At 56.9% G+C, this 18191-nt stretch carries 13 protein-coding genes; 4 read left to right on the top strand and 9 right to left on the bottom strand.

Translation table 11 applies throughout. The features are described 5' to 3' along the window. The first annotated feature begins 9 nt into the window (after positions 1 to 9). Positions 10 to 327: a (2Fe-2S) ferredoxin domain-containing protein gene (locus ACWWD9_RS01670; protein ID WP_013443281.1), complete on the top strand. Its 318-nt coding sequence runs from the start codon at positions 10 to 12 to the stop codon at positions 325 to 327. 30 nt (positions 328 to 357) lie between these two features. Here the strand turns inward: ACWWD9_RS01670 and ACWWD9_RS01675 are convergent, their stop codons facing one another. Further along, positions 358 to 771 (bottom strand): HIT family protein, encoded by a 414-nt coding sequence (locus ACWWD9_RS01675; protein WP_159354911.1) that lies wholly within the window; start codon positions 769 to 771, stop codon positions 358 to 360. Positions 772 to 883: 112 nt separating this feature from the next. Further along, positions 884 to 1540, bottom strand: a complete 657-nt coding sequence (locus tag ACWWD9_RS01680; RefSeq protein WP_013443279.1) for a pyridoxamine 5'-phosphate oxidase family protein — start codon at positions 1538 to 1540, stop codon at positions 884 to 886. A gap of 288 nt (positions 1541 to 1828) precedes the next feature. Between ACWWD9_RS01680 and ACWWD9_RS01685 the strand changes: the two genes are divergently transcribed. From ACWWD9_RS01685 to ACWWD9_RS01695, 3 genes are all read left to right on the top strand, one after another. After that, positions 1829 to 2125, top strand: coding sequence for a hypothetical protein (locus ACWWD9_RS01685; RefSeq protein WP_230346114.1), 297 nt, complete (start codon positions 1829 to 1831; stop codon positions 2123 to 2125). Positions 2126 to 2406: 281 nt separating this feature from the next. Further along, positions 2407 to 3210, top strand: a complete 804-nt coding sequence (locus tag ACWWD9_RS01690; protein ID WP_455867528.1) for a 2OG-Fe(II) oxygenase — start codon at positions 2407 to 2409, stop codon at positions 3208 to 3210. A 369-nt stretch (positions 3211 to 3579) separates the two neighbouring features. Continuing rightward, positions 3580 to 4155 (top strand): hemerythrin domain-containing protein, encoded by a 576-nt coding sequence (locus ACWWD9_RS01695; RefSeq protein WP_455867529.1) that lies wholly within the window; start codon positions 3580 to 3582, stop codon positions 4153 to 4155. 112 nt (positions 4156 to 4267) lie between these two features. Here the strand turns inward: ACWWD9_RS01695 and ACWWD9_RS01700 are convergent, their stop codons facing one another. The 7 genes from ACWWD9_RS01700 to ACWWD9_RS01730 all read right to left on the bottom strand — a co-directional run bounded on the left by ACWWD9_RS01700 (position 4268) and on the right by ACWWD9_RS01730 (position 18179). After that, complete coding sequence (locus tag ACWWD9_RS01700) at positions 4268 to 4726, bottom strand: hypothetical protein (protein WP_455867530.1); 459 nt, start codon at positions 4724 to 4726, stop codon at positions 4268 to 4270. A 179-nt stretch (positions 4727 to 4905) separates the two neighbouring features. Beyond that, a complete protein-coding gene (locus tag ACWWD9_RS01705) occupies positions 4906 to 5907 on the bottom strand; it encodes a hypothetical protein (protein WP_455867531.1) in 1002 nt (333 codons plus the stop codon). Continuing rightward, a complete protein-coding gene (locus ACWWD9_RS01710) occupies positions 5904 to 7346 on the bottom strand; it encodes a hypothetical protein (RefSeq protein WP_455867532.1) in 1443 nt (480 codons plus the stop codon). The genes ACWWD9_RS01705 and ACWWD9_RS01710 overlap by 4 nt, the downstream gene beginning before the upstream one ends. A gap of 321 nt (positions 7347 to 7667) precedes the next feature. Continuing rightward, the gene (gene treY / locus ACWWD9_RS01715) at positions 7668 to 10502 is read right to left on the bottom strand and encodes a malto-oligosyltrehalose synthase (protein ID WP_455867533.1); all 2835 of its coding nucleotides are present in this window, start codon (positions 10500 to 10502) and stop codon (positions 7668 to 7670) included. Beyond that, entirely contained in the window at positions 10499 to 12454 is a 1956-nt protein-coding gene (gene treZ, locus ACWWD9_RS01720; RefSeq protein ID WP_455867534.1) for a malto-oligosyltrehalose trehalohydrolase, read from the bottom strand. The genes treY and treZ overlap by 4 nt, the downstream gene beginning before the upstream one ends. Then, positions 12426 to 16025 (bottom strand): maltose alpha-D-glucosyltransferase, encoded by a 3600-nt coding sequence (gene treS / locus ACWWD9_RS01725; RefSeq protein WP_455867535.1) that lies wholly within the window; start codon positions 16023 to 16025, stop codon positions 12426 to 12428. The genes treZ and treS overlap by 29 nt, the downstream gene beginning before the upstream one ends. After that, positions 16026 to 18179, bottom strand: a complete 2154-nt coding sequence (locus tag ACWWD9_RS01730) for an alpha-1,4-glucan--maltose-1-phosphate maltosyltransferase (protein WP_455867536.1) — start codon at positions 18177 to 18179, stop codon at positions 16026 to 16028. Between the last annotated feature and the right edge of the window lie 12 nt (positions 18180 to 18191).

An 18191-nucleotide genomic window follows, 5' to 3' on the forward strand; every position in this document is an offset into this window, starting at 1 on the left:
ATGAACGCCATGACACCCTATTTTCAGCATCATGTGTTTTTCTGCCTCAACAAGCGTGAGGACGGCTCAGACTGCTGCGCCAATCACGGCGCCGAGGCCGCCTTTGACTATATGAAATCGCGTATCAAGAAGCTCAAGCTGAGCGGCAAGGGCAATGTCCGTATCAACCGTGCTGGCTGCCTGGATCGCTGCAGCGAGGGCCCGCTGATGGTGATTTACCCAGAAGCGGTCTGGTACGGTTTTGTCGACAACGAAGACATTGATGAAATCATCGAGTCGCATCTCATCAATGGCAAGCCGGTTGAGCGGCTGATATTGCAGGGCTAGCCTGTTTCAGGTGGCCGGCCCTGCAACTGGCTAGCCAAGAATCTGCTGGATTTCCTGTTTCAGTGCGCTGGCCGTGGCGGCATCCAGTGGATGGCCCATGGTCTCGCGGCGGGCAGGCGCCCATATCGCAGCAGGGAAATGCCGGTCACGTTTATAGCGCGGGATAACGTGCCAGTGCACATGCGGCGTCATATTGCCCAGGCTGGCGAGATTGATCTTGTCTGGCCGCATGATCTTGCGCACTGCTCGTTCCACCTTGAGCACCACTTGCATCAGGCGCAGCTGATCTTCGCTGGCAAGATCCGTCATTTCTTTCACATGACGGTTAAGTATCACCCGGCAAAAGCCCGGGTAATCCTGGTCTTCTACCCGTACCACCCGGCAGAATTCATCCTGCCATTGCAACTCGCCCCCTGGCACTGCACATAATTCACAACTTGCCATTCTTATCCCTGTTATTTCTGGCACCTGACGCGCCTGATATGCCAGCTGGCATTATAACGCCCACCTGCCGCCGTTGCGCATAGGTGGGCGAGATGGGCGCTAAGACTGTCGCTTAACCTTCGCCTTTCATCACCAGCTCGGCATACTCTTCAAAACTGATCGTGCCGCCCAGCGATTCCGCTACATCCTTGTCGCGCGCTGGCAAGGCATCCTGCAGGCCGTCAATCCGCTTCCATTGTGGCAATGGCGTCGGGCAATGCGGCTGCGGTACATAGCGCGAGGTGGCAACGCGCTGATGAGGATGGATGTAGCGCGGACAGTTGATGAATATCTCTTCTATCGTCACGCGCACCACCAGCTCTGCTTCTTTATATTCCTGCAGCAAAGGGTCATTGGGCACAATTTGTGCCGTGCCATGCACGCGCACGCGGTGTGGGTGCTCAAAATCAATAAACAGCATGCCGATTTTCGGGTTGAGGGTCATGTTGCCCATGGAAAGGTACATGCCATTGCCGTCCAGACTGGGGAAGGCCAGGGTCTTGCTGTCCAGCACCTTCACAAAGCCAGTGCTGCCGCCTTTGTAAGAGCAGGTGGGGAAGCCTCTGTGATCAATGGTGGAGAGAAAAAACATGTCGCGGCTCTCGATGAAGCCACGGTGCTCATCGCTGATCTCGGGAACGACAATAAACTCGCTTACCCGGTCTGCCATGCTGACGGTATCAAACTGCTGCTGCAACACGCGGTGTTGCGCGCCATAAAGATCACTCATGTTCACCCTCCAAAAAACCAACGGTTAAACGACTGGACAGGCATTCTAACCTCATTTGCCATGCCATGAGCAGCCTGCAAATGCAGGGCTCGCCACCTTTGCCGGTGCCTGCAGGGAACGCAAGCGCCAGGCAGGACTCACAGCTAAGGCGAGACGCAAGCGCTTATCTGCTTGAGACCAGAGCCCGCGCGTGCGAGTAAAACGCCCCTTGTTCAATCAGTAGTATGATGTTTTATTCAGCTTGCAGTGCAGGCGTAGCGATCATTATTCATTTTATGGAGGTATGACATGACAGCCGAAAATTCATTGCCCGCCGTATCCATACGCATTTTTTTCACTAGCGACACGCTGGATGAAGAAGGCATTCCCTCCATTTACCGCAGTTACCAGATCAGCGGTCGTGCAGCCCTGCCAAATGAAGCCCCCAGTGGCTATGGTGTGGCCAAGGTGGCCCCCCTGTCGGACGATGCCCCGGCGCTGGTGCCCGATGAAGTGCAGGCTCCCGGCGGCGCAGAGGGGGCGATTGCCGCCGCCATTGAGCAGCTTAAAATGCTGAACCCTGGCCTGGAGTGCAAAGGGGCTTGATGCTTGCGCGTCTCGCCAGACATTTTTAACGCCGGAAGCTGTAATTTCTGTTCTAAGCTGAGAGGGTTTGGTGGGATAATTTCGTTAGCTGTTGTGTCAGCAAGCAGTTGCTGGCGCTACGGTTTTTGCAGATGTAATGGCCGTATATCCGATGGATAACGGTTCTGCCCCTTGCGCATGTGAGGGGCTTTGCTTTATCGACAGGGCGTAAGCCCGCTTAATAACCCGTCTATCGCACATCATGGTGTGTGCCTGCACTACGAAAGACGCAAGGAGCATTGATGCAAACAGTCAGCCTGACCCTTCCGATTGATACACAGGATGGGCCCTATCTGGAAGAGTCACAAGCCATCGCCTGCGGGGAAACACTAGCCAGCCAGTACCAGTCAGGGGAGCCATTTCCGCATATCGTCATTGATAATTTTTTACCGGAAGCGCTGGCTCAGTCCATCCTCGACCAATTCCCGCGCGAGCAGACCAGCAATGAGAAAGTCTATGAGCGTGGTTACCGTGGACTGCATAAGCGGCAGATTAGCCCGAATGCCTGCAACCGCGAGCTGCGTGAGGTGTTTGCCTTTGTAAACTCGGCGCCGGTGCTGATGTTCCTGCAAAAAATGACAGGCATAGATGGCCTGATTCCTGACCCCTATTTCAACGGTGGCGGTTTTCATGAAACCAGTCGCGGTGGGCTGCTCGGCGTGCATTCGGATTTTCGTATCAACAAGTCCATGCATCTGGAGCGCAGGCTCAACATGATTATTTATCTCAACAAGGATTGGCAGCCGGAGTACGGTGGCGACCTGGAATTGTGGGACACGAAAATGACCAAGTGCCTGAAAAAAGTCGCGCCCATTTTCAATCGCTGTGTGGTGTTCAATACCGATGAAGATAGCAATCACGGGCACCCTGAACCGCTCAATACCCCGGACGGCATTACCCGTAAATCCATGGCGCTTTATTACTACACGGCGTCCAAGCGCATTTACGAAGACATTGAAGTGCACAAGACCAACTACAAGCCACGCCCGCGCGATAAATTCAGCCTGCGTTATTTGTGGGAGCGGATACGCCCCAATCGTGGTTAGTCTGCGCTGACCAACGTGAAAAAAAGGGGGCAACACTGCCCCTTTTTCTTTTATAAACGACTAGCGCTCTCGTCAGGTAAACATCTCCAGCATGGCCGTGGTGATGTGTTGCCGCAGGCGTTCATAATCCTGCCAGGGATCCTGTTTCTGACGCGCAAGTCGCTATGGCAGATTGGCGATGGTGAAGGCGTCCGAACGTAATGCTGCTTGGTGCGCATGAAGATCTGCACTATGCCGATGCGATCCGACGGTTCCCCACATCAATCTCTACAGTATTTCCTACATGGCAATCAGCTTTATCTGCTGGTTGAGACTGACCGCTGGTGACACTCTGAAGGGGCATTAAAACCCCACCTTGAGGAGATGAAAATGACGTTACCACGACAAGCAGATGCGACCGTGAAATCCACCACCCGCCGCACGGCGCAGAAGAAAGACGTGATCGAGCAACTGGTTGATGATCACAAGAATGTGAAAAAGCTGTTCAAGCAATACTCCAAGCTGGCCGAGAAAGAAGACATCGAAGGCAAAACCCTGGTAGCCAACCAGATCTGTCTGGAGCTTACCGTGCACGCCCGTGTGGAAGAGGAAATTTTCTATCCGGCTGCGCGTACGGCGATTCATGACGACGATCTGCTGAATGAGGCGGTGGTAGAGCACAGCACCGCGAAAAGCCTGATTGGCCAGATTCAGTCCATGAATCCTTCTGATCCCATGTATGACGCCAAGATGACTGTGCTTAGCGAGTACATTGACCATCACGTGGAAGAGGAAGAAACAGAAATGTTTCCCAAGGTCAAAAAGGCCAAGGTTGATCTGGAAGAGCTGGAAGTCGAAGTAAGCAAGCGCCGTGGTCAACTCATGGCGGAAGTGGTCAATGCCGAAGGGGGCATTGATATCAAGAAACTGAAGGCGGCGGTTCAGCAAGCCATGCCCAAGCACTAGGTGCGACGCACATAAAAACAGGAGCCTTTGGGCTCCTGTTTTTTTTGTCTGTCTCTCGGATTCTCCAGGCGGGCAGAAGTGGGTCCTTTGTTTACTTGACTCGGCTTGCTATTTACCTGGCGTTTTCGCGGATCACAAAACCACCCGGTGGAGGTGCTACCTCGGGAATATCCTTGGCTGGGATATCGGGTTTTTCATCAATGATCTCCGGTTGCGGCTCGGTGGGGGCCGGGTCAGTTGGCGGATACGCCTTGTGCGGATCGGGTGTCACGGTTTCTGGTGGATGTTGCCGATAATCAGGGTCCGCAGTGGGCGGATTGGCTTGATCGAGTACATCAGGATCCTGTGGCGGCGGCGTTTCAGGTTGTTTTTCACGCGGATGTTTTCCAGCGTCCGGGAAAGCCTGCCCTACGGATACGTTTTCATTTTCCAGATTATCGTCGTCATTGCGGGCATCGGCATCAGCCGGGCAAATGCCGAATTCCTTCAGCAAATGATCAGAAGGGAATTGCCAGCGCGGAGGATGTTGAAAGCGGGAAGCAGGCGCACCTGCCACGAAGGATGAATGCATGATGGTCTCCAGAAAGGGTGGAAGTCAGCATTCACCTTAAATGGGGACAGGGAGACGAGGCATCGGAGAGTGGCTGCTCTGTGCGTCAGATTTTATGTAGGCATAGACGTCTGTATCGAGTTTGGACTAAATCCTATACCTGCCATTGTGCCATGTAAGACATGGTTGACATCGGCTGCTCAAAGCGCGGATTTCCAGTACCAGATCAGGCTGCCTGACAAGCCTGCTTCCCCCGCTCCCGGCATGGGCTCGCCCAGACGCAGGCGTACTTCCCGCATGTTGATGCGCGGGCACAGCCAGACGCCCTCACGTGGGCAAGCCTCGCCGGATAATGCGGAAAGCCAGGGTTCATCGCCCGCTGCGTTTTGCTGGGCCGCCGTGACGAGGCGGGTATCCACCAGACCACCGCCGGTATCGGCCACGCGCTCTACCAGCGTCCATACTGCAGGTTCGAGATGGTTGTAACGGATACCATCTGGAGTGCGGCCTATATTGGCCATGCTGGCTTCGGGCGCGTCTGGCAACGCCGGGATGAACTGGGCACAACTGTATGCGACATCCGGCAGATAAACCCCGGACTTCGGCACGTCTTCTCCGGTGGCGCACTGGTAAAGCGGATTAAGCTGGTAGGTGGGCCACTCCTTGGGAACTGTGATATCCCAACCCCGCAGGTTTTCTTTCAGGTCGCCCAACAGGTCGCCGCGTTTCCAGCCATAACGAAACGTAGGCCCGATATTGGCCGCGTATTTTTGGGCAATGCCCTGTTGCCGATAAAACTCCTGCAAGGGGTTGAAGCCGAGGCGGGCGACCAGTGCAGGCTCTTCCATCCAGCCATGCCAGTAATCGCTGGCACCGCGGATATCGCTCTGAATCGATGCAGGTGCCCACACACCTGGGTCGCCTTTGCTGATGCGATGGTGGATTTCACGCATGTGCAGCAATGTGCGGATGAGATTGGGTAAGACCCGGTTACCCCATACGATATCCACCTGTGTACCCGGTTCGCGCTGGCGATAGTTGGAAGGGATATGCCGCATGTAGTCGTCATAAGCGAGTTCGGCTACATCTACCATGCATTCCCAGGCGTTCAGCATCCTGGCGAAATAGCGCGGACTGCTGTATTGCTCTTGCAGCCAGATTTCCTGCGGGATCAAAGGCGTTTTGAGGTCCATGCTGCTCATTTGGAGTCCTTGTCCGACGTGGTGGGCCATTTGTGTTGCAAGACAGGCACGCCGATGAGCCTGGGGTTGCCTGGGTTGTAAGGGTTGTAACCCCAGTGTGTGGGCCACCGCTTTTGCAAGTGTTCACTCTTGAGATCATAAGGATCGAGCAGTATCTGCAGGCCTCCGCCTTCCAGGGTATAGCCAGTGCCGTACATCTCCTGCGAGGCGCTGATACCTTGCCAGCCTTTGAGCGTGGTGCCTTCCGGCACCTGGTATGTCATGAACTCGCCATTACTTTTCCAGATGCGCCACACGCCAAACTTACGCCGCCATTCGTCTTTGCTGGTGATGGCGTCGAACTCGGCTTTGCTGGTCCACCACTGACCGCTGGCAAATGATTTTTCTGTCGGATCTACAATCCGGTACAGCACGGTGCCCGGAGGATATTTGGCTGGCATCACATTGCCGTGAAAATTGGCAAACTCGTACTGGATATTGCGCGGGTATCCCTTCTGTATCATCTCATCGGCATTCGCCGGCATTTCATCCAGCCCCGGGTATTGGGGGCGCACCAGGCCCTTGTCCACCCAGACCGGCTTGGCCTTATCCATGGCTTCTTTTTCCATGTGCATGAGCCGGGGACCCTGGGCTGCAGGGGCGGCGGTTTTCAGCGCCCGTGCCTGTTCCTCATCCAGCCGCTTGGCCAGTTTCTCCAGCCATTCCTGCAAGGGCCTCACAATGCGTCCCATGATGCCATTGGCGCGTTCGCGTACGGCCTTGATCTCGCGCTGCAGTTGCACGACCTTGTGCTGGGTGGTGGTATTGCCATAGCGGCTGACGTAATCCAGCAGTTCGTTCAATGTCTGGTGCAGGTTGTCGAATGCCGTCAGCAATTCGTTTGCGGTGATGGTTTTGGAGAGCGCCCTCACCTGGGTTGCCAGCCAGCCATAGGGGTTGGTGATGCGCATGGTTTTGAGCGTTTTTCTGACGATGCCGCTGCTCATGTGCACATTCAGCCGCTGAATGCTGCGCTCTACAAAGGGAGATAGTGCATCCCACACATGCGTATTGGCTCGCATGGCTTTGGGAACGCCATGCCTCGCATAGCCAAACAGGATTTTGAGGCAGCCCTTGAGCAGCGAACCCAGGGTGGGGAAGAGACCCAAAAGCGTGAGGCAGAGTGCAAACCAGTGCCAGCCGTTATTGGGGTCTTTGTTGATCTGTTTGCAGTTGGCGATCAGGTCGCGCACATCGCAGACCTGATCAATGAGCGGCACCATCGAAATGATGGTGCCGGTTGCGAGCTGGGCGTTCGATTGATCAGTCTCGCCGAAATCTCCCTGCAAGACTTCCCACAGCCACTGCACTGTCTGCTCGCTGCCCTCATTAATGCCATCCACCCAGCCGGCTGGAGCGGCTTTCAGGGTTGCCAGTGCCACCTTCAGCTGTTCCCACATCGTCACGGTCTCCTGTCAGGGAGGGCATGACTGCCGAGACCTGCCATCCATAAAGGCAGGCGCAGGTGAGTGACAAGGGGAGGCAGAGTTCTCAGGAAGGGCATGCATCGTCTCCGTCAATTGAGAGGCGAGTCAACATGACTGGCCTACGCAAGACGATGATGCATAGGATTTTTAAACGGTGGCATTGCCCTAAAGGGCTAGCTGATGTCTGCCAGCCACCGGTTAAGGATTTTTATGACGCGAATAAGCCCTTACTGCAAGCCCGCGCGGCGCCAGGCAGGCAATGTCGATGCGTCGCGCAATGAACTGCCTGGCCAGTTATTCCGGTTCCAGCAGCAGAACGGCCAGCGGTAAAGTGGCAAACAGCTCTGCCAGGGGCAGGGTGTTGTGCTCCGCCAGGTGCAGCTTGCCCGTCAGGATGTCGCGATAACGCCCGGGCTCGCGCAAGCCCTTTTCCAGCCGGGTGTCGTGCCAGTTGGCCAGAGTCAGGCTGCCATGGTCGGCGAGCAAGGCATGGCAAAAGCGCGGTACCACCACCAGCAGGCACTGCTCATCATGCTGCCGCTGAAATGCCACCACCTTGTCGGCATGCATGCCTTGCGCATACAGCGCCTGGTAATCGCCAGCTTCAAACAGCGCAGCATGCTGTTTGCGTAGGCCAAGCAGCCGGTGGATGATGGCTTGCTTGATCCCGCCCTGGCGCCAGTTGGCGAGCAAGACCGGATTGGTCGGCGCATGGTCAGAAATCGCATCATGCGTGGTTGTATGCAAGGTCTGAGCGCGCAAGGCATAATCGACCGGGCGACGGTTATCCGGATCAACCAGGCTCAGATCCCAGAATTCGGTGCCTTGGTACAAGTCGGGGATGCCGGGCACCGTCATGCGCAATACCGTCTGCGCCAGGCTATTGATCGCCCCGGCGGGCGCAATCAGCTCCGTGAATTGAACCAGTGAATGCAAAAATTCACTGCTCTCCACCGGATCAAGCAGGTGGCGCAAAAAGTCAGCGCATGCTTCCTCATAGGGCTCATTGGCCTGCACCCAGCTCGACATCCATTTTGCCTCACGTATGCTTTTGATAAACCAGGCTTCCATGCGCTCGCCATATGCCTTCAAGCCTGCGGCATCGTTCACCTGCAAATCAAACGGCCATGCGCCTACCAGCATCTGGTACAGCATGTATTCATGCGTGACGCGCGGAGCGTCATACGCCACGAATTTCATTTCCTGAGGGAATACGCGGGTGTGAAAGCGCTGGTTCATTTCTATCCACCGCTTTACCTGCTGCTCCCATTGCATGGGTACCTGGCTGATGACCGCAATGCGAGCGCGCACATCTTCGCCACGCTTGTGATCATGGGTCGCCGTGGCGAGCAAATTGGCCGGATACATCGCCAGCCGCCGTTGGCAGGCATCATGAAAGGCGGCCATATCCAGCGTGAACATATCGGGGTCGCTACCCACTTCATTGCGGGATACCAGCCGGCCGAAGCGGTAAAACGCCGTGTCTTCCATGGACTTGGCGCATAAAGGCGGCATCAGTTGCTGGAAGCGGGTAATCGCTCGCTGCGACAGGTCGGATATTTCCGGCGACGGCGCGTCATGGATCAGATCCCCACGCAACCAGCTGAAAATGATGTCCACCAGTGGCTTATCGACATGGCTCAATGTGCGTCTGGCCTTGATGGCCGTGCTTTCAAACAGCTCCTGATCCTGGGCATCCATGCCATCCACCGTGACATAGCTGCGATACACCGGAAAGTGCACCAGTATCTCGGTAAACACGCGCCGGATCGAGGCCAGCGAATAATCGCGCGTATGCAGGTCAGCGCGGGCGATGGCATGCAGGGCATGTACTGCTGCCTCGAATTCGCTCACCAGATTTTCGGATAGCAACTGGCGACGCGCCTGCTCCACATGCTGATGAAAGGATTTTTCATTCTGGCTTAACTGATGCCACAGAGCGTTCAATGGCTGAACCCCTTGCGGGTCATGCAGCAGCGCCGATACCTGATCCATGAATTCATAGCCGGTGGTACCGTCCAGCCCCCATCCCTCGCGCAGCCATTCGCCGGGCGCCAGGATTTTTTCGGCTATCATGTAGACCGGCGTACGCAGATGCGGGGGCCGGTTAGGCATCAGGCCTTCCAGTCGCGCCCGCAGCTTGCGGCAATAATCCTGCGGCTGGGCCAGCCCATCAATATGGTCCAGTCGCACCCCATCAATCAGGCCCTGCGCGTACAGCTCAAACAGCAGCGAATGCGTGGCTTCAAACACTTCATCCAGTTCTACCCGTACCCCCGCCAGCTCGCTCACTTCAAAAAAGCGGCGCCAGTTGATCTGGTCCGAGGCATTGCGCCACCAGGTAAGGCGGTAGTGCTGTTTTTCCAGCAAGGGATGCAGTTTTTCTATGCCCTGGTCCGAGTAGCTGGCCAGGGCCGTATTGATGGCATCCTCGACTTCCGGATGCAGACTGAGGGTCGCCAGCGCGGCCAGCACCTGGTTGACCTGTGACTGTATGTCCAGAAAGGGCAGGCTATAGTCTATGCGTCTAAACTGCGCGAGCAGCCCCGCAACCCCCGGGTGATCTGCCCCTTGCAAAATATCCGCATAGTCAGCCAGCGCAATGGGAAAGGCATTGTCAAAATAGCGTGCCTGTATGCGTTGGGTCTGGCGGTCATACTCCAGATGGATATCTCCCTGGTCGATCACCACGCCATAAGCATCACCTAAAAAAGGCGCGAGAATCTTGTTGTGCAGATAAGGGTCGGGCGAATGCCAGTCGATATCAAACCACATGGCATACGGGCTATGGCGCCCCCACTCGAAAACATGCTGCCACCACGGGTTATCGGTACCGCCCACTCCCATGTGATTAGGCACGATGTCCACAATCAGCCCCATGTGGGCATGCCGCAACGCTTCGACCAGCCGGGCCAGGCCTTTGCGCCCGCCCAGCTCGGGGTTGATCTGCGTCGGGTCCACAATGTCGTAGCCATGGCTGGAATTGGGTCGCGCCGTGAAAATCGGCGACGCATAAATATGGCTGACACCCAGTGAGGAAAAATACCCCACATGTTCCAGGGCATCGGCAAAGGTAAAGCCCTTGTGAAACTGCAGGCGCAGGGTGGATAGCGGATGCTGGGGTGTCATGGTCGCGATTCTCCGGCGACTGGACTGGCTTCGTTATCCGTGCCCAGCGGGCCTTCCAGCAATACCAGGCAGCTATAAGCACCCAGAGTGCCTTGCATTAATGCTTCATGGCGGTTGCCCACATTGAGCAGGGTTTGCGCCAGTTTGTCTTCGGGCCACTGCTCGCCGAAATGCACGGGGCTATCGCCCAGATTCAGCAGGATTTCCAGCGTGGCCCCATTGCCCAGACGCCAGCGTGCCTTTACCGCTGCCGGGCCGATGGCATAGGCCGACAAGGTCCGGGTGTGTTCCAGATAAGGGACGATATGCTGGTGGCGGAGGCTCAGCAGCTGCCGTATCCACGCTTGCCATTCCGACGCGCGATTGATGTCCGGGTCGTGGCTGCCTACCGGCCGGGGAATGGAGGCGTTAAAACTTTCGATGTCATTCGGGTTGGGGATTTTTTCCGCAAAGCTCGCCTTGGTAAATTTCTCGAAGGTGGAGAATTCACGGCGCCGCCCTTCCCATACTGCCGCTGCCAGCTCGGGGTTTTCATGATCCGTGAAGTACAGAAAGGGCTGGGTAGCACCGAACTCTTCGCCCATGAACAGCAGCGGAATCTGCGGGCTTAGCAACACCAATCCCATGGCCGCCCGCAAGGCCGGTTCGGGAACCAGCGTGGTCAGGCGCTCGCCAAAAGGGCGGTTGCCGATCTGGTCATGGTTTTGCAGAAACAGCACGAAGGAGCTCAGTGGCAAATGCTGACTGTTTTCGCCCCGCACTTCGCCTTGCCGATGTTGCGAGACCTCGCCCTGATAGACAAACCCTTCCGCCAGGCAGCGCGCCAGTTTTTCCGCCGCATGCTCAGCGTAGTCCGAGTAATAGCCTTCGGTTTCGCCCGTCAGCAGCACGTGCAGCACATGGTGGCCGTCGTCATTCCATTGGGCAACAAAGCGGTCCCCCAACAGGCTGGCCGCATTGTCGTCGTTTTCTGCGACCAGATGCACATGGCGTTTGCCCTGATAGTGCTCGCGTACCTGCTTGATGGTATCGCCCAGCCAGGCTTTGTTCCAGATGGCGTGGCAGGCATCAAAGCGCAGGCCGTCAAAGCGATACTCTTCCAGCCAGTAGTAAATGTTGTCGACAAAAAATTGCTGGACATGCGGCTCGGCAAAATCAATGGCATCGCCCCAGGGCGTTTTGTAGGCATGGTTAAAAAATTCGGGCGCATAGTGCCACAGGTAATTGCCATCGGGGCCGAAATGGTTGTAAACCACGTCCAGAAAGATCGACAGCTCCAGTGCGTGGGCTTCATCCACCAGTGCCTTGAGTTCATCCGGCGTGCCATAACTCACATGCGGGGCAAATTGCAGCACGCCGTCATACCCCCAGTTATGTGCCCCGGGGAAACTTGCAATCGGCATCAGCTCAATCGCCGTAAAGCCCATGCCGGCCAGTTCAGCCAGTTTGGCACGCACCCCGACGAAGCCGCCCATCACGCCGGCATGGGCTTCATAAATCACGGTTTCATGCCATGGACGGCCCTTCCATGGCAGATGGCGCCAGCGATAGGCTTGTGGATCGACCACCACGCTGTTGCCATGCACGCTGCCCGTTTGCCTGCGCGAGTAAGGGTCGGGCACCAGCAGTTCGTTGCCTTCCTTGTTGATGGCGCGATAACGGTACTCCGTGCCCGCACCACATTCGGCCTGTGTGCTGAACCAGCCTGTGTTGGCCTCCTGCTGCATGGGGATGACGGTGCCCTTGTCGAGAATCAGGTCGACCTGGCGTGCATTGGGCGCCCACAGGCGGAACTCGGTTTCGGCCAGGCTGAGCAGCTGGGCGCCACCGGCAAGCCGATAGCGGAAAGTATTGCGCGAGGGCTGGTCAGATGCGTGATCGAGCCAGGGGTGGGCTGAGGTGGGCATTACGTTTTCCTTGGGGTTACTTTTCATCATGGTGGGGTTTGTCATGCGCCAACTCTTGCAGCAAAGACTTCAGTCCTTCCAGTGGCACCTCAGTCCAGGAGGGCCTGTGCATCAGTTCGTAGGCGATTTCATAGCCCACTTTTTCCAGCTTGTAGAGCTGTAGCAGCGCCATATCCGAGGCATGGGCATAAGCCCCTGCATTCAGGCTCTGCTCTGGCTGACTTAGTGGATGAGGCAAGGCGTGGTCAAAATAGCTTTGCAGGAAGGCCGTTTCGGAAATGTCCTTGTAGCGTTGCAGAATCTGCCGGCGGGGCAAGCTGCCACCACTGCTGGCGTACAGTTCGCTTTTTTCGATAAAGGCCGCGACATAGGAAAACGAGCGGATTAACCCGGCGACATCGCGCAAGGGGTTGTCTTTCTGCCGCCGCTCGGGCAGCGGGCGGGCTGGTTCACCTTCAAAGTCAATGAGCAGCACATCTTCGCCCACCACCAGAACCTGACCGAGGTGAAAGTCGCCATGAATGCGTGTCAGCGCTTGACCGCGGGCCTGGTCTATCAGCGCCTCCACGCGGGCAAACACTTCTTTTTGACGTCCCAGCATGTCGGGCAGCAATTGCGGATCAGCCAGATTGTCTGCCTTGAAATGCGCCAGCCCGGCAAATGCCTCGCGCCATTGCTGAACGATGCGCTGCTTGAGGGCGCTAATGTCGGCCTTGCCCATCTGCTGCGGCTTGAAGGCTTCGTGCACAGTGGGTAGTGAAAGCAGGTTGTGCAGCTCGGCTAGCCGTTTGCCAAGCGTGGCGGCAAAATTCTGCAGCTCTTTCATGGCATTGGTGTCTTCCGGTGCCAGGGCTTGCGTGGCGATATCCGCGGCATTCAGCTGCTGGATGGCAATGCCCAGGCGATCGATGGTCCATTGCCAGGCATCGCCCTGATTGTGCACATAGGCCTGCATGACAATCTGGGTGTAGCTTTCACCCTCGGCATTGGTAAACGCCATATGCCCCAGCAAGGCGGGCGTGTTGTGGTAACCCAGTTCATCCAGCCGCTGGGCCATTTCCAGCTCGGGGTGCGTGCCGGGCTGGAAGTGCCGCACCATTTTGACGATGGCAAGATCATTGATAATCAGCGAGCTGTTGGATTGCTCGGCATGCGGGCGACGGATATCGAGCCCGGGTTTGCCCTCGCTGGTCTTGAAATCCAGCGCGTCAAAGCTGGCGGTGGATTCGAAGCGCAGCTCGCGGGCGCCTTCACGATACTGGCCGGAATGCCGGAACTGCTCCAGCAGGGTAAGCGCAAACTCATCCATGCAATAGGCATCGACCAGCAAGCCGACTTTGGCGCCCTGACGTACCCGGCAGATCACATGTTGCTGGATCACCGTGGAAGTGGACATCTCCTCCGGCACTATGCCCAGCGGCATGAAAAACCAGGTATCGCTATTGCTGGCGGCAACGCTTACCAGCAGAAAATCCGCGGCGCTGTTGTCTGGCCTTGGCAAATGGCTGAGGTATTGCAGATGCACGGTCATTGGCCCCTTGGCCTGACCGGCGGTTTTTTTGCTACCGGTGTCGGCGTGGCTGGCAAACCAGCGCTGACGTGCGAGGTAGGCCGGGAATATTTCGGTTTCCAGGCGTTGCTGCAAGCGGGGCTGTATGAGGTCATGTATACCGGCGTTGAGCACGAGGGTGCGGTATTCGGGAGCGATGAAAGGCACGGCACTCAGACGCGAAGGCGTGGCCAGCGGGCTTTGCTCGTTGCTGAGACGGAACCAGTAAAAGTCGTACGGCGCCAGCGTCAGCACATAAGGCGAGGGGCCGATCACGGGAAACTTCTCCCCCATCAGCTCGGTGGGCGTATAGCCTGCATATTCCGAGAGGTCGAGCTCCACTGCCTGCGCGGTGCTGCCGACATTGGCCACGCACAGCAAAATCTCGTCACTCAAGGCCTTGATGCTGGCTGGCTGGTCAGAGGGTGTCTCGCCCGGCTTGGCCTCTCCCTGGGTTTTCTCCGGTGGCGGGGCGCTATTCGCACGTGCATCCGCCGTCGGGTCAAACGCAGTATTGGGGCTGCCATGCTCCAGAATGTCCTGCGGCTTGTACTCGCGCAGATAAGCGAGAATCTTGCGGTTGGCCGGGTATAACAGCCGGAAACTGCCTCGGCCAAAGGCATAGAACTGCTTGCGCACGGCCAGCAGGCGGCGCATCCAGTTAAGCAGGGAATGCGGGTCCGCGCTTTGTGCTTCCACATTCACGGCCTGGTAGCCGTAAAGGGTATCCATGTTCAGGGGCAGAACCAGCCGCGCCGGGTCGGTAAGGGAAAAGCCGCCATTGCGATCCGGTGTCCATTGCATGGGGGTACGCACGCCATCGCGATCCCCGAGATGGATGTTGTCGCCCATGCCAATTTCGTCACCGTAATAGATCACCGGGGTGCCAGGCATGGAAAGCAGCAGGCTGTTCAGTAGTTCCAGGCGACGGCGATCACGCTGCAACAGCGGGGCGAGGCGGCGCCTTATGCCAACATTGAGCCGTGCCCGGTTATCCGCGGCGTAAAAGTTGAGCATATAGGCCCGCTCATTGTCGGTGACCATTTCCAGCGTCAGCTCATCATGATTGCGCAGGAAAATCGCCCATTGGCAATCACTCGGAATATCCGGTGTCTGCTGCAGGATATCGGTAATGGGGAAACGGTCTTCCTGTGCCAGTGCCAGGTACATGCGCGGCATGAGCGGGAAGTGAAATGCCATGTGGCATTCATCGTTATTGCCGAAGTAATACTGCACATCTTCCGGCCACATATTGGCTTCGGCCAGTAGCATGCGATCGGGGTAACGCTGGTCTATGAACTGCCGGATTTTTTTCAGGATCTGGTGGGTTTCCGGCAGGTTTTCATTGGAGGTGCCTTCGCGCTCAATCAGGTAGGGCACGGCATCCAGCCGAAGGCCATCCACGCCCAGGTCCAGCCAGAACTCCATGATGCTCATGACGGTATTGAATACGCGGGGATTGTCGTAATTGAGATCGGGCTGATGCGAGAAAAAGCGGTGCCAGTAAAAGGCATTGGCCACCGGGTCCCAGGTCCAGTTGGAATTCTCGGTGTCGGTAAAAATGATACGGGTCTGGCTGTAGGCGGTATCGGTATCGGACCACACATAAAAGTTGCGCGCAGCCGAGCCCGGCTTGGCCTGGCGTGCACGCTGAAACCAGGGATGCTGATCCGAGGTATGGTTGATGATGAGCTCGGTGATGACGCGCAGCCCGTGCTTGTGGGCTTCGGCGATGAAGCGCTTGACGTCAAACAGGTTGCCGTAATCCGGATGCACGCCGCGATAATCGGAAATATCGTAGCCATCATCGCGGCGCGGTGACGGGTAGAAGGGCAACAGCCACAGGGTATTCACGCCCAGGCTGACGATGTAATCCAGCTTCTGGATCAGGCCGGCAAAATCGCCTATGCCGTCATTGTTGCCGTCAAAAAAGGATTTGACGTGCACCTGGTAAATCACGGCATCCTTGTACCAAAGCGGGTCGCGCGTGAATTGCAGTGCGCTGCTCCGGCGGTCGGTCCGTTTCTTGTCGGTGGTCTTTTTGTCTGTATGTTTGGAGGTTGGCATTTATCGGTTCCCGGCGTCCAGACGCCAAATAGCAAAGGGGCGATCAGCAGGGTCCAGGGTGATGGTCTGGAATTTTCCCTGCCAGCGGGTGGGCTGGTTTTCCCACAGGTCCAGCACGTCCACATCGGCGTCGTCCACCAGGCCAAGCAGGTAAAGCGGTATCTGCAGCGTGGCGCTTTGGGTGGCGTGCGGGTCCAGATTGATGGCGACCAGTACTACCGTTGCGCTGGGTCGGGTGACGTCGCGCTGGCCGGTCTTGGAGAAAAACAGCACCTGATCATTGCTGCTGGGGTGAAAGCGCACCCCCAGATGCGTTTGCAGTTGCGGGTTTTCGCGGCGGATCTGGTTGAGTCGGCTGATCTCGGCCACGATATTGCCCGGGCGCTGCCAGTCCCAAGCGCGGATTTCATACTTTTCCGAATGGTTGAATTCCTCGCTGTCGGGTACGGCATCGGCTTCGCATAGTTCAAAGCCGGACGAAATCCCCCACAGGCCTGACAGGGTAGCGGCGAGTGCAGCGCGGATCTGAAAGCCTGGCCGGCCGGATTCCTGCAGGAAGACCGGATTGATATCCGGTGTGTTGACAAAGAAATTGGGCCGGAAGAAATCGGCAATTTCGCCCTGCGCCATTTCCTGCAGGTAATCGGTCAAGCCCTGCTTGTCATTGCGCCAGGTGAAGTAGGTATAGGATTGGCTGAAGCCGGTTTTCGCCAGCCGGTACATCATTTTTGGCGTGGTGAAGGCTTCGGACAGAAACACCACATCCGGGTGCTGTTCACGCACGGTACGCAGCAACCATTCCCAGAAGGGCAGCGGCTTGGTGTGTGGATTGTCCACGCGGAATATCTTCACGCCCTTGGCAATCCAGTGCAGCAAGATATTCCGCAAGGCCAGCCACAAATGTGGAATCGCCTCTGGCGCATAAAACGCCACATTCACAATGTCTTCGTATTTCTTGGGCGGATTTTCGGCATGGCGCAGCGAGCCATCCGGCCGCCAGTCAAACCATTCCGGGTGTTGCGATATCCACGGGTGGTCAGGCGAGCACTGGATGGCAAAATCCAGCGCGATTTCCATGCCGTGCAGGCGCGTCTGTTCCAGCAGGTGATCCCAGTCTTCCCAGGTGCCAAGTTGCGGATGCAGAGCTTCATGCCCGCCTTCATGTGAACCGATGGCATACGGGCTTCCGGGGTCGCTGGGCTGGGCGATCAACGCATTGTTGCGGCCTTTGCGATGGGTGAGGCCGATGGGATGTATGGGCGGGAAATACAGCACATCGAAGCCCATGTCGCGGATGGCCGGCAGACGGGCAACGACATCCTGCAGGGTGCCATGACGCTCGGTATCCCCGCTTTGTGAACGCGGGAACATCTCATACCAGCTGGCAAAGGCGGCGGCAGTGCGCTCCACCATAAGGGGAAATTTGATGCTGCGCGCCATGAAGTTTCTGGGGTCCAGCGTTTCCATCATGTGGGCAACATCGCCGGACAGCAGCAGGCTGAGCTTGACCTGATCGCGCCCCGAATAGCTGGAGAGATCGAGCCCGCTGCTATCCACCTGTTGCAACTCAGCCTGCATGGCGCAGGCGGCGGTGATTTCGGGCGCTTCTAGGGCGCACACCAGCCGCGCAAGAAACTCCTTGGCGTTCAGCGCATTGCGGTGATCGGCAGGGCCGCCATTCGAATGGGCGAGGTATTTGGCAATGAGCAGGCGGCCTTCTTCAATTTCAAGTTCCACTTGCAGCCGTGCTTGCGCTTTTTTGCGCAGATTGGATACATAGGTACCAAATTCGTCGTGCCAGGCTTCGATGAAAAAATAGTGGCAGCCAATGTCTGGCGGTACAAAACTCGCCTGCCAGCGATCATTTCCCAGACTCTGCATGGCGATGTAGTGCGCCCGTCCATCTTCTCCGCTATGCCAGGCCAGGCACACACGCAACAGGTCATGGGTATCCATGAATACGTCGGCACTCACTACCACGGCTTCCTGCTGCTGGCGCTTGACGGCAAATCGCCCGCCATCCACGCAGGGGGTGACGTTTTCAATGGCAATGCGCGAGCGATGCAATATCGCAAAGCGATATTCCAGTACGGCCGCTTCCTTGCTCTGCTGCAAGGGGTCGGGGGTGTGATCTAGGTCTTCCGGTAACATCATCTTCAATGCTTT

It is taken from the genome of Methylovorus sp. SPW-M1 (genome assembly GCF_053848825.1).

Excerpts from the sequence above, each read along its gene's own strand:
- ACWWD9_RS01710 (WP_455867532.1), bottom strand. The coding sequence starts at position 7,346 with ATGTGGGAACAGCTGAAGGTGGCACTGGCAACCCTGAAAGCCGCTCCA.
- ACWWD9_RS01685 (WP_230346114.1), top strand. The coding sequence starts at position 1,829 with ATGACAGCCGAAAATTCATTGCCCGCCGTATCCATACGCATTTTTTTC.
- ACWWD9_RS01695 (WP_455867529.1), top strand. The coding sequence starts at position 3,580 with ATGACGTTACCACGACAAGCAGATGCGACCGTGAAATCCACCACCCGC.
- ACWWD9_RS01705 (WP_455867531.1), bottom strand. The coding sequence starts at position 5,907 with ATGAGCAGCATGGACCTCAAAACGCCTTTGATCCCGCAGGAAATCTGG.
- treS (WP_455867535.1), bottom strand. The coding sequence starts at position 16,025 with ATGCCAACCTCCAAACATACAGACAAAAAGACCACCGACAAGAAACGG.
- ACWWD9_RS01670 (WP_013443281.1), top strand. The coding sequence starts at position 10 with ATGACACCCTATTTTCAGCATCATGTGTTTTTCTGCCTCAACAAGCGT.
- ACWWD9_RS01680 (WP_013443279.1), bottom strand. The coding sequence starts at position 1,540 with ATGAGTGATCTTTATGGCGCGCAACACCGCGTGTTGCAGCAGCAGTTT.
- ACWWD9_RS01675 (WP_159354911.1), bottom strand. The coding sequence starts at position 771 with ATGGCAAGTTGTGAATTATGTGCAGTGCCAGGGGGCGAGTTGCAATGG.
- treZ (WP_455867534.1), bottom strand. The coding sequence starts at position 12,454 with ATGACAAACCCCACCATGATGAAAAGTAACCCCAAGGAAAACGTAATG.
- ACWWD9_RS01700 (WP_455867530.1), bottom strand. The coding sequence starts at position 4,726 with ATGCATTCATCCTTCGTGGCAGGTGCGCCTGCTTCCCGCTTTCAACAT.
- ACWWD9_RS01690 (WP_455867528.1), top strand. The coding sequence starts at position 2,407 with ATGCAAACAGTCAGCCTGACCCTTCCGATTGATACACAGGATGGGCCC.
- ACWWD9_RS01730 (WP_455867536.1), bottom strand. The coding sequence starts at position 18,179 with ATGATGTTACCGGAAGACCTAGATCACACCCCCGACCCCTTGCAGCAG.
- treY (WP_455867533.1), bottom strand. The coding sequence starts at position 10,502 with ATGACACCCCAGCATCCGCTATCCACCCTGCGCCTGCAGTTTCACAAG.